This window comes from Sunxiuqinia dokdonensis (genome assembly GCF_001270965.1).
Lineage (GTDB): Bacteria > Bacteroidota > Bacteroidia > Bacteroidales > Prolixibacteraceae > Sunxiuqinia > Sunxiuqinia dokdonensis.
Genome location: NZ_LGIA01000212.1, coordinates 1 through 11,765 on the forward strand (window position 1 = coordinate 1; position 11,765 = coordinate 11,765).

Annotated in this window: 9 protein-coding genes; 7 read left to right on the forward strand and 2 right to left on the reverse strand. The window is 46.0% G+C overall.

The window, feature by feature from the left end; genetic code table 11:
- The first annotated feature begins 27 nt into the window (after window positions 1-27).
- A complete protein-coding gene (locus NC99_RS20220; RefSeq protein WP_053188366.1) occupies window positions 28-663 on the forward strand; it encodes a fructosamine kinase family protein in 636 nt (211 codons plus the stop codon).
- Window positions 664-1,089: 426 nt separating this feature from the next.
- Here NC99_RS20220 and NC99_RS20230 read toward each other — a convergent pair whose 3' ends face one another.
- Window positions 1,090-1,740: a response regulator gene (locus tag NC99_RS20230; protein WP_053188372.1), complete on the reverse strand. Its 651-nt coding sequence runs from the start codon at window positions 1,738-1,740 to the stop codon at window positions 1,090-1,092.
- A complete protein-coding gene (locus NC99_RS20235; protein WP_053188374.1) occupies window positions 1,733-2,692 on the reverse strand; it encodes a sensor histidine kinase in 960 nt (319 codons plus the stop codon). The genes NC99_RS20230 and NC99_RS20235 overlap by 8 nt, the downstream gene beginning before the upstream one ends.
- Window positions 2,693-2,952: 260 nt before the next feature.
- Here NC99_RS20235 and NC99_RS21725 point away from each other — a divergent pair, with 260 nt between their 5' ends.
- The 6 genes from NC99_RS21725 (at window position 2,953) to NC99_RS20260 (ending at window position 11,549) form a co-directional block, all read left to right on the forward strand.
- Entirely contained in the window at window positions 2,953-3,120 is a 168-nt protein-coding gene (locus NC99_RS21725; RefSeq protein ID WP_082326611.1) for a YqaE/Pmp3 family membrane protein, read from the forward strand.
- On the forward strand, window positions 3,117-4,235 hold the full coding sequence (locus tag NC99_RS20240) for an endonuclease/exonuclease/phosphatase family protein (RefSeq protein WP_053188376.1): 1,119 nt from the start codon (window positions 3,117-3,119) through the stop codon (window positions 4,233-4,235). The genes NC99_RS21725 and NC99_RS20240 overlap by 4 nt, the downstream gene beginning before the upstream one ends.
- An 83-nt stretch (window positions 4,236-4,318) precedes the next feature.
- Window positions 4,319-7,630, forward strand: coding sequence for a UvrD-helicase domain-containing protein (locus tag NC99_RS20245; RefSeq protein ID WP_053188378.1), 3,312 nt, complete (start codon window positions 4,319-4,321; stop codon window positions 7,628-7,630).
- 132 nt (window positions 7,631-7,762) lie between these two features.
- On the forward strand, window positions 7,763-8,278 hold the full coding sequence (locus NC99_RS20250) for a DUF6913 domain-containing protein (protein WP_053188380.1): 516 nt from the start codon (window positions 7,763-7,765) through the stop codon (window positions 8,276-8,278).
- 31 nt (window positions 8,279-8,309) lie between these two features.
- Window positions 8,310-9,191, forward strand: a complete 882-nt coding sequence (gene dapA, locus NC99_RS20255) for a 4-hydroxy-tetrahydrodipicolinate synthase (protein WP_053188382.1) — start codon at window positions 8,310-8,312, stop codon at window positions 9,189-9,191.
- A gap of 402 nt (window positions 9,192-9,593) precedes the next feature.
- A complete protein-coding gene (locus NC99_RS20260; RefSeq protein WP_053188386.1) occupies window positions 9,594-11,549 on the forward strand; it encodes a sialate O-acetylesterase in 1,956 nt (651 codons plus the stop codon).
- Window positions 11,550-11,765 lie beyond the last annotated feature (216 nt).

The window sequence follows — 11,765 nt, forward strand, 5'->3', positions numbered from 1 at the left end:
CATAAGGATTAACTAATTATTCCCCAAGTGATTTTGGCCAATGAAGCGTCAGAGGATCCGGGTTACCTGTTACTTGAATTCCTCACACCGGGTCATACGCCTGCCGAAGATGAAAAGCTTGGAATCGGCCTGGCACACCTCCACCGAAAAACAAACGACGCTTTTGGCTTTCATCACAACAACTATTGCGGATCGACAGAACAGGATAATCGCTGGAACGCAGATTGGATTGATTTTTTCGGACAACAACGAATTCTTTTTTTGCTTGAAAAAATAAGCCAGACCCGCTCGCTTTCATCAACCGAAAAAAATACTTGCAACAAGTTGGTTGAACGTTTACCAAACCTGATCCCCTCTCATCCGGAGGCTTCACTGATTCATGGCGACCTCTGGTCAGGAAATTATTTGTACACCGCGCAGGGGCCGGCCCTCATTGATCCGGCAAGTTATTATGCCGACCGGGAAATGGAGTTGTCGATGATGAGCATGTTTGGTGGATTTTCGCCTGCAAGCTGGCGCGCCTACCAAAATGAGTTTCCGCTGCAAGCAGGCTGGGAAGAACGCATTCAGCTATACCAGATTTATCATGTGCTGAATCATTACTTCCTGTTTGGCGGATCTTACGGAAATCAAGCCCTTCGCATCGCCCAACGGTATTTGTAAAACGAAAAAATCGCAAGCTCCTGCGGACGATTCGCAAGCTCTTGCAGATGACAACCAAGCTCTTGCGGACGACAACCAAACGCTTGCGGATGACAACCAAACTCCTGCAGATGACAACCAAACTCCTGCGGACAACAACCAAGCTCTTGCGGACGACACCCGAGCTCTTGCAAATGATTCAGAAGCTCTTGCGGACGACTTCCCAAGGTGGCCGAGCGAGGGATAATGGCTTTCGGGCGAGGCGCCAACAAGGTCGAACACACGCTGAAATGAAGCGCTTTGCGGATAAGTTCCAGATTTCAAGGTACAAGGAACTCAACCTGCACGACGAATGACAAATCAATGACCACTTAATGACTATCGAATGACTATTGAATGACCAAATCTTTAAATTCCAACCAATCACCAATGATCAATCACCAATATTCAAATCTCCACCAACTGGTTTTTTATAGCGTACATCACCAGTTGGGCTGTATTTTTACTTTCGCTTTTTTCCAGAATATTGGAGCGGTGTTTGTCTACAGTCCGCTTCGAAATGAAGAGTTGATCGGCGATTTCCTGGTTCGAAAATCCCTGGCAAATTAAGATCAAAATTTCTGTTTCGCGCTCCGAAAGCACATTTTGCTTTTCGTGATGCTGCGATTTGGAGCGAAGGCTGTTGACCAGGTTTTTCAGTAATTCAGACGAAAAATAAGTGCCACCTTCCAACACGGTTTGCAGTGCGGCTTTCACTTCGTTGATATCGGAATTTTTCAGCAAAAAGCCTTTCACTCCGGCATCCACCATTTTGTAGTAATAATCTTCTTCGCCATACATCGACAGCGTAATAATTTTCAAATCTGGCAACTTTTCAAGTGCCAACCGGGCCGCATCAATTCCATCCATTACCGGCATGTCAATATCAAGCAATACCAAATCTGGCACATGCAATTCGAGCAGATCAATAAATTCCTGTCCGTTCGCTGCTTCTGCCGTCACCTTGTATTCATTCAAATTATTCAACAAAATTCGCAACCCATTGCGAAATAAGGTGTGGTCATCGACCAACATGATGCTATGTCGTTCTTTACTCATCGGTTGTTTTTACTTTTATATAAACCTGTGTTCCTTCCTGTGGTTTGCTTTCGAGCGTGAATTCTCCTTTTAGCGAGTTGATGCGCGAATAGATATTTGAAAAGCCCATGCCACCAACCAAGGGTTGTTCATCCAGCTTTTCCATATCAAAACCAATCCCGTCATCCTGGTAGGAAATCAGAAGATCATTGCTTTCCTTTTGCAGTTGAATCGAAACGGTCTTGGCTTCGGCATGTTTAATGGTGTTGTTGATCAATTCGCAAACCACCCGGTACAAAACCACTTCGATGTTGTTGCTAAAGCGCTCATTTCCAAGGTTCGATTCCAATTCAATATGAATGGCCCGGGTGGCATTAATTTTATTGCTGAAGTTGCGCAAAGCTCGTAGCAAACCAAAATTATTGAGCACATGCGGACTCAGGTTGTCCGAAATTTCTTTGAGTGATTTAATGGCCTCATTGATCACCATGGCCGTATTGTCAACAATTTCTTTTGAAGCTTGGTCGTGTTCGAGCTGGGCCAGCGATGAGACCGACATTTTTACGGTGGAGAGCAAGGGACCCAGGCCGTCGTGCAAATCCTTGGCGAATCGTTTGCGCTCCTTTTCCTCCGTTTGAATGATGGCATTCAGAAACATTTTCTCCGTCATACGTCTGGAATCTTCCACCCTTTTCATGTACTTAAAGATCCGTTGAATCATAAATACGCCGATAGCAAACGACAGCGAAATAACCACGCCAAACCAAACGGCCACTTCACCCAATTCCTGCGGCTCAAAATTGCTGATGTAGGGCAGGAATTCGAGCATCCGGCTGATGGCCATGAAAATAAATCCAACCGTGAGCAAAACCCAGGAGAAATTATACTTCGTCACCCGGGTGAGCTTAATGGCCACACCAACAGCAAAAATCTGCAGAATAATGGAAATTGCTAATAAAACCTGAAGTACCATATCCGGAGCAATTAATAGCTTTCTGCAAATGTACGATTGCCCGCGGGCTTTTCAAACATAGAATCCGCATGGCCGGCAGTTTTATCATTTGACTTCATGGGCCAAAGGAAGCTCAAATTTTCATAAGCCGGTGAGATAAAACCCAAAACCACTTGAGTTGTTAAGCTTAGTCGTAGATGAATTTATCAAACAGGTTATGCGATCAAAAAAAAATTGTAATTTGACCGTGAAACAAATCACAAATCGTTAATTCTGAAATTATGAGTATTCTTCGTATCATTTTTGCCATTATTCTTCCTCCACTGGGGGTTTTTCTCACCGTCGGACTGAAAGGTGCTTTTTGGTTGAATATTTTACTCACGCTACTTGGCTTTATTCCGGGTATTGTGCATGCTGTGTGGATTATTGCAAAGCATGACAAGGCGTGAGCGGATTGGAAACCATCCTCTTGTTGCTGTCAGCAACTTTCGTGGTTGCCACCATTGCTTCGCGTTTAAAATGGACAGCGTGGTGGATTCGGGTCACCGATTTTCCACGTTTGCAGATTACCACTGCCATGCTGCTCATTTTAGTTTTGAGCCTGGTTTTTTATCGTTTCAATGAAGTCTGGCAAATCGTCATTTGCGGACTTCTGCTTTTGGCCATCGTTTATCAGACGGCGAAAATCAGTCGCTACACTATCTTTTCGCCCAAGCAAGTCGTGGCTTATCATGGAAATGATTCCAAGCAATCGATATCACTAATGGTCAGCAATGTGCTTCAGACCAACCGGAATTCGTCAAGTCTTCTGAAGCTGGTTGAAGAACAGAAACCGGATTTGCTACTCACGGTAGAAACCGACGATTGGTGGGAAAAACAATTGCGCCCCCTAGAAACCGAATATGCCTACACCCTGAAAAAGCCACTGGACAACTTGTACGGTATGATTTTGTACTCCAAACTGGTGCTGAAAAATGCGCAAATCAACTACCTGATTGAAAACAACATTCCTTCCATTGAAACACAGGTAAAGCTGCGGTCGGGCCAGTTAATCCAAATTTACTGTTTGCATCCCAAACCGCCGTTTCCCGGCGAAAGCGAAACAACCACCAATCGCGATGGAGAGCTTTTATTGATTGGAAAGAAAATTGAAAAGGAAGGTACTCCAGCTTTGGTGTTTGGCGATTTTAACGATGTGGCCTGGTCCAAATCAACCCGGTTGTTCCAAAAAATCAGCGGTCTTCTGGATCCACGAATTGGCAGAGGTTTTTTCAATACTTTTCATGCTAAACATTTGCTGATGCGCTGGCCGCTCGACCACATTTTCCACTCGTCCGAGTTTAAGCTGATAACGATTAAGCGGCTTGAAGCAATTGGTTCCGATCATTTTCCCATGTACATTCATCTTCATTTTTCGCCCAGTTCCAGTCAGTCGCCTGAAGAACCGCAAGCTGACTACGAAGAAGACCAGGAAGCCAGGGAAAAAATCCGCGAGGCAAATCCAAAAAAGTATCAGCATTTGGCCGAGCCGGAAAACGAACTTACCATGATTCCAAATCCTTGAATCTTCTCATTATTCATGTACTTTTGTGTCAGCGCCGGTTGAAAGCCGGTTTCAATTTTCAATCGACCTTCTAACATAAACGCATGTCACAACTCAAAATATACAAAGCCTCTGCCGGTTCGGGGAAAACCTTTCGTCTGGCACTGGAGTATCTGAAAATCGCACTCGACAGCGAATGGAACTACAAAAACATACTGGCCGTAACCTTCACCAACAAGGCCACCACCGAGATGAAAGAGCGGGTGATAGAAGAACTGTACGTGCTGGCCAACGAACAGCCGTCAGCCTATTTGCCCATTTTGGCTGATGAAATGAAGCTGAGCTCAGCAGCAATTGCCGACCGGGCGCGAAAAAGCCTGAAACGAATTCTGCACGATTATTCCCGCTTTTCAATCAGCACCATCGACAGCTTTTTTCAGCGGGTCATCAAATCGTTTAACCGCGAACTTGGAATCAATGCCGCCTACCAGGTTGACCTGGAAGACAAGCTGATTTTGGAAGAAGCGGTGGACGAATTGTTGGTGTCAATCGAAGACAATCCAGCCCTGTTGGCCTGGCTTAAAAAATTCGCCAACGAAAAAATACGGGAAGGTGGTGGCTGGAACCTGAAAAACGATATTCTGAAGTTGGGGGTGCAGATTTACAATGAAACGTTTAAGGCTCTGAACCAAACTTTGCACGAAAAAATTAACGACAAGCAGTTTATAACGAACTATAAAAAAGAATTAAACAGCCTGATTTATCAGTTTGAAAGCACCTTAAAGCAGATTGGAAAAAAAGGCTTGCAAACCATGCAAGAGCACGGCGTTTCGGTCGACGATTTTAAATTTAAAAAAACGAGCGCATCCACTTCGTTTCAACGGCTGGCCGATTTCAACATCGATTCCTGGCCCGGGAAACGAGCAACTGAAGCGGCCGATGACCCGGAGGTCTGGACAACGCAAACGGCCAAAGCCAATGTAAAAGAGGCTGCTGCCAGCCTTCAACCGCTGCTTCATGAAGCGGTGACTTTCTATTTTAAAAAATTGCATGATTACAACAGCGCCAAACTGATTTCAAGCCAGCTGTACACTTTGGGTATTTTGGTCGATTTGCAGGCCATGGTTCGTCAAGTGACGCAGGAGAAAGGCGTCGTGCTCATCTCAGAGTCCGGCACTTTGCTGAAAAGTATCATTGACGATTCCGACGCACCATTCATCTACGAAAAGACAGGTGTTTTCTATAACCATTTCATGATCGATGAATTTCAGGACACCTCGGGTTTGCAGTGGGGAAATTTCAGACCACTGATCACCAATGCGCTGGCAGAGGGCAACCTGGGCATGTTGGTAGGCGATGTAAAACAAGCCATTTATCGCTGGCGAAATGGCAACTGGGATTTGTTGGGAGGCGAAGTCAGCAAGCAATTTTCAGTCAATGGCGTGACGGAAGAAACCCTTCAAAAAAACTGGCGCAGCACCGGTAACGTGATTCGTTTCAACAACAGTATTTTTCAGATTCTGCCGCAGCTGTTTCAGCAAAACATCAACAATGAGTTGGAAGAAAACCGGCTTAAAGACACGGAAATGGCCGGCCAGATTGAATTGCTCTACGGCGAAAGCCTGCAGCAAATTGCCAATACCAAACTGTTGGATGAAGGTGCAATTCGCATGCGGTTTTTCGAAAAACCCAAAGACGATGAACAAGATGAATTGCGGGAAACCATCTTGAATGAGCTGGTGGAACAAATCCGCGAAGTACAGTCCATAGGTGCGAAGGCCCGGGAAATAGCCGTTTTGGTGCGAAAGAAAGACGAAGCCAAGCTGGTTGCCGACCGACTGTTGCATGAGAAAGCCAAAGCGGATTCAAACTACAATTTTAATATTTTGTCCAGCGAATCACTTTTTGTAAAAAACTCGGCAGCGGTTGGGTTTGTGCTGGCATTGTACCAGTTGCTGGCCGATCCAAACGATGATGTTGCCCTGGCACTGGCCAACCATTTGTATTACAATGAGCTGTTTGATCAGCTGCAACACATCGGCCGGGTGCCCGACCTGAGCGTTTCATCATCGCCCCAATTAACCATTGGTTTTGACGCCCTCGACAAGCCCGATACAACCAGCTGGTTTGAAAAACGAAAGGAAGAAAGCAACCTGCTTTCCGACTTTTTAACCAGTGCCTATTTTTCTGAATCCCTGGGCGGAAGAAACATTCAGGAAATCGCCTTCAAAATATGCGAACTCTTTAACTTGTTTAGTTTGAATGAAGAACTGGCCTACTTGCAGGCGTTTATCGATCAGGTGGCTGCCTTCATGAGAAACCGGACAGCCGACATTGCGGCGTTTTTGAGCTGGTGGGAAGAACAGGGCCAAAAGGCTACCATTGCCGTGTCCGAAGAACTGGACGCCATTCGGATTCAAACCATTCATAAAGCCAAAGGATTGGAATACAATTATGTGTTCATTCCGTTTTGCGATTGGAAAACAGAAGTGGCCGCCCAGCACGCCCCCATTCTTTGGTGTCAACCCAAGCTTCCGCCGTTTAACCAGTTGGAACTGGTTCCGGTGAAGTATGAAAAACGCATGGGTGAATCCATCTTTTTTCAGGAATATTTTCAGGAAAAAATAAACTACTACATCGATAACCTGAATATGCTGTATGTGGCTTTTACCCGCGCACGCACAGCGCTGTTTACCTGGTCGGTGACCACTGGGAAATTTGGAAACATGGCCGACGTTTTACGTCATGCCATGGAATTGGCCGATCGAATGCCTCCAAAAGGAGACCCATCGCTTTTCTGTTCCTTGTCGGATCATTTCACGCCGGAGTCGTCCAGCTTTTCGTATGGTGAAATTTCTGCATCGGCCCATCAAGAGCAGGTCAAGGAAAATGGGCTGGTGCTAAATGAGTTCCGATTTGCCGATTTTCATGATTACCTGAAACTGAGAAAGCGCAACGAGCATTTTTTTGTTGCCGACGATTTGGCTTCAACAAAAATCAACAAAGGCCGGGTTTTTCACGAAGTGCTGGCCCGGATTTCAACCACATCCGATGTTGAGAATGCCGTTGGTGAGTTGGTGCTAAAAGGACTGATTCAGACGGCAGAGAAGGATCAAATGCTTCAGCAATTGCATGAGTTGGTGGCCGACCCCGAAGTAAAATCCTGGTTCGACGGCAGTTTCCGGGTGCTGAATGAACGCTCGGTATTGACTGGCACAGAGCTAAAACGCCCCGACCGAATCATGATCAACGACAAGGAGGTGATTGTGGTAGATTATAAGTCGGGCGAAAAGGAGCTGGACAAATATCATTACCAGGTACGGACCTATGTGAATCAACTGAAAGGCTGTGGCTACCCCAATGTTTCGGGTTACATTTGGTATACCCAAACCAACAAGCGCGTCAAAGTGGAATGATAAGTCATTTATTGGGCTTGCCGCATACGAATCGACGCCAACCGGGCGATTTCAAACTTTAAGCTTTGTCGCTACTTTTGGCTTGCTCCCGTTCGACTTATCACAAACAATTTGCTATTTTTGCCTTCGACTATGAGTTTTAAAAATCAAATCATCGGCTGGTTGCTGAAGCGTGAGCAGAGGAAACTAAACCGGCCTGTTCGGGTGGTTAACCTCGGACAGGTCAAAACCGCCGGCATACTCTGGAAAGCAGATGATCGTGAAGTTTTTGATCTGCTGACCAGTCAACTAAAAAAATTGGGCATTCATGTCAACAGCCTTTGCTTTTCCTCGCAACGCGGATCCGTTCGTGGCGAGGCGCTCTTCAGTCCCAATGATATTTCGATACTCGGAAAAATCAAGAATGAAGAGATTTCAAAATTCATAGCACACAAGTTTGATGTATTGATTGACATCAGTTTAAGTTCAGGCATTGAAATTCAGTATCTGCGCTGCCTGTCTCATGCCCGGTTTAAAACCGGATGGTCCGAAGCCAAACCCGATTATTTCGATTTGAGCATCGACGTCAGCCGGCGCAAAGAGCCGAGTTACCTGGCCGAACAAATCATTCACTATTTAGGTGAACTAAACAAACAAGCAGTGGTTTAAACAGAAGTAAATAATCTATAATAAATAACACATGACACACCCGTTTAAAGGAGCCGGAGTTGCCTTAGTAACTCCATTTAAAGAAGATTCCTCCATTGATTTTAATGCGCTGGAAAACCTCGTTGAAGATCAAATCAGCAATGGCATGGACTACCTGGTGGCTCTCGGAACAACCGCCGAAACACCAACTTTGTCTGTTGAAGAACAAAAAGAAGTGGTTGCCTGCATCAAAGCAAAAAACGACAAACGGGTTCCACTGGTTTTGGGTATGGGAGGAAACGACCCATACAAAATTATGCAAACCATTCAAGCCACCGATTTTACTGATATTGATGGTATTTTGAGCGTAACCCCTTACTATAACAAACCGTCGCAAAAAGGACTGATTGAACATTACAAACTGGTTTGCAACACCAGCCCGGTACCGGTTATTCTGTACAATGTACCTTCACGCACCGGCATCAACATGGACGGAGCTACTTCAGTTGAAATTGCCAAAACCTGCCCCAACGCCATCGCCATTAAAGAAGCTTCGGGCATTTCGTCGCAGGTTTCGCGCATGGTGAAACACGGGCCTGAAGGCTTTGGTGTCATTTCGGGCGACGACGTGCTGGCCCTGCCCATTATTGCCGTAGGTGGCATTGGAGTCATTTCCGTGGTGGCCAATGTGCTTCCGGGCAAGCTTAGCCAGCTGATTCATTTGGCCAACGATGGCCAATTTGCTGAAGCACGCGAATTGCACTTGCAAATGATTGACTTCTTCAAACTGTTGTTCCGCGAAGGAAATCCGGGCGGCGTAAAAGCAGCCATGGAAATTAATGGTAAATTGAAAAACATCGTTCGCCTGCCAATCTGCCCCATCAGCAAAAAGCTATATGGTAAAATTGAAGCCGAATTGAAAACTTTGCTTTAATCGCCAGGATCAAAATACAAGAAGAGATGCGTCGGCCTGATGCGTCTCTTTTTTGTTTTAAACCGAATTAGTCACAAATCATCGCAACCCCCAATAGCAACTTAAATTCAATAAGCCCAAAGGCTCGATACAAGTTCATCAACATCGGGATAAACCTGGATTCGATGTATCGGCTTCGACACTGGCGAACGTTTCAGCTAAAAAAAACAGGCTAACCACCGAAAACAGGACCCGATTTTTCCCACTTTCAGAAGAATTCCTCACCATTCATCCAAAGCAAACAGCGAAACGCAAATAATTTGATCAAAAACCGGCTTCTTTTTTTAATCTTGACTAAATTGCGTGTCGAATTGAAATTAGTTTTTCATCAATCGCAATCAAACACCTCAAACTTATTACAACATGAGAAATCGAATTTTACTATTGACAGTGGCTTTTTTCGTCGCTTTGTCCGTGCAAGCCGAAGTGAAACTGGCCCGAATTTTTAGTTCCAACATGGTTTTGCAGCAAGGACTGGAGAATCCCCTGTGGGGCTGGGCCGCAAAAGGCGAACGGATTACCGTGTCGTTTGCCGGGCAAACACTAAAAACCAAGGCCGATAAAAATGGTCAGTGGAAAGTCAATCTTCCCAAAATGGAATACGGTGGTCCCCATAGCCTGACCGTGAAGGGAACCAATGAAATTACGCTGGATAACATTCTAATTGGCGAAGTCTGGGTTTGCTCCGGACAATCGAATATGGAATGGGTGGTGGCCAACTCAAACAACAGTGCTACTGAGATTTCAGAAGCGAATTATCCAAATATCCGCATGTTTACCGTTCCGAAGAAGGTCAGCCAGCACCCGCTCAATGATCTGGAAGGTGGCGAATGGGAAATCTGCAGTCCTGAAACGGTGCCACACTTTTCGGCTGTTGGCTATTTCTTTGCACGCCACTTATTGAATGAACTGGATGTACCAGTGGGCATGATTCATACCTCGTGGGGAGGAACAGTTGCCGAAACCTGGATCAGCCCCGAAAACATTGAAAAAGATCCGGATCTGGCCGCTGCCTTGAGCGAACTGAAACAACTCGACCTGGAAAATTACAAACAGCAAAAGGAAGATGAAATCGCTCAACTATTTGGCGGAGAGCTGCCTAAAAAGGATGAAGGTCTGGTGAACGGCCAAGCGATTTATGCCGCCTCAGATTTGAATGATGCCAGCTGGCAAAGCATCCAAACTCCCGCACTTTGGGAGTCGGAAGGCTATCCTGAAGTGGATGGGACAGCTTGGTACCGAACCAGCTTCACCTTGTCCGCCGAGCAGGCCCAAAATCAGGCCGTGTTGCACCTGGCCAAAATTGACGACAATGACCAAACCTGGGTGAACGGGAAACTGGTCGGCGAAACCAACGCTTACAACGAAGATCGGGTGTATCCACTTGAAAACGGAATTCTGAAAGCAGGTGAAAACGTGCTTGCCGTACGCGTGGTTGATAATGCCGGCGGTGGTGGTATTTATGGCGATGAAAGTCAGCTGTTTCTGAAACTTGGGAATGAACAAATTGCGCTCGCTGGTGACTGGAAATTCAAATTGACCGATGTATCGGTCGGTTCCATGGCGATCGGACCAAACTCCTACCCGACCTTGTTGTACAACGGCATGATCAAACCGCTGCTTCCCTACGGAATCAAAGGCGCCATTTGGTACCAGGGCGAATCGAACGCCGGCCGTGCGTACCAATATCGCCGGGTGTTTCAAACACTGATTAAAGATTGGCGCCAGCAATGGAACCTGGGCGACTTCCCCTTCTTTTGGGTACAACTGGCCAACTTTATGCAGCCAAAAGATCAACCCGAAGAAAGCAGCTGGGCCGAACTGCGCGAAGCACAAACCATGGCCCTCGAATTGCCCAATACCGGCCAAGCGCTGGCCATCGACATTGGCGAAGCAAACGACATTCACCCACGCAACAAACAGGATGTGGGCAAACGACTGGCCCTTAATGCGCTGAAAGTTACCTACGGGAAAGAAATTGTCCATTCGGGCCCCATGTATGAATCAATGGAAGTGGACGGAAACAAAATCCGGATTCATTTTTCAGAAACCGGAAGTGGCTTGATGGTAAAAGACAAGTATGGCTACCTAAACGCCTTTACCATTGCCGGAGCCGACAAAAAGTTCCACTGGGCCAAAGGCGAAATTGTTGATGACAACACGGTGGTGGTTTATTCAGAAGAAGTTGACAAACCCGTAGCTGTTCGCTTTGGATGGGCCGACAATCCGGATGATCTCAACCTGTTCAACAAAGAAGGACTCCCTGCTACCCCGTTCCGCACGGATGACTGGAAAGGAGTTACAGCCGACGCAAAATAATTGCAGATCAATCATCAGAACAGACCCGGTACCTTTCGTTAGCGAAATACCGGGTCTGTTTTTAGGCTTGCTCGCTGACTTGTCTATTTGTCCGGTCAAGGCTGTCAATGATTGTCATTGATCACTTTAAAACAATTGAATGACCACTGAATGACTCTAGGAAATCTTACAGAGATCCATTAATTTGATCGCCCATGAACACAAACTTTCTATTTG

Bases quoted from the DNA above. Each gene is read 5' to 3' on its own strand.
- NC99_RS20245 (WP_053188378.1), top strand. From the start codon at position 4,319: ATGTCACAACTCAAAATATACAAAGCCTCTGCCGGTTCGGGGAAAACC.
- dapA (WP_053188382.1), top strand. From the start codon at position 8,310: ATGACACACCCGTTTAAAGGAGCCGGAGTTGCCTTAGTAACTCCATTT.
- NC99_RS20250 (WP_053188380.1), top strand. From the start codon at position 7,763: ATGAGTTTTAAAAATCAAATCATCGGCTGGTTGCTGAAGCGTGAGCAG.
- NC99_RS20235 (WP_053188374.1), bottom strand. From the start codon at position 2,692: ATGGTACTTCAGGTTTTATTAGCAATTTCCATTATTCTGCAGATTTTT.
- NC99_RS20230 (WP_053188372.1), bottom strand. From the start codon at position 1,740: ATGAGTAAAGAACGACATAGCATCATGTTGGTCGATGACCACACCTTA.
- NC99_RS21725 (WP_082326611.1), top strand. From the start codon at position 2,953: ATGAGTATTCTTCGTATCATTTTTGCCATTATTCTTCCTCCACTGGGG.
- NC99_RS20260 (WP_053188386.1), top strand. From the start codon at position 9,594: ATGAGAAATCGAATTTTACTATTGACAGTGGCTTTTTTCGTCGCTTTG.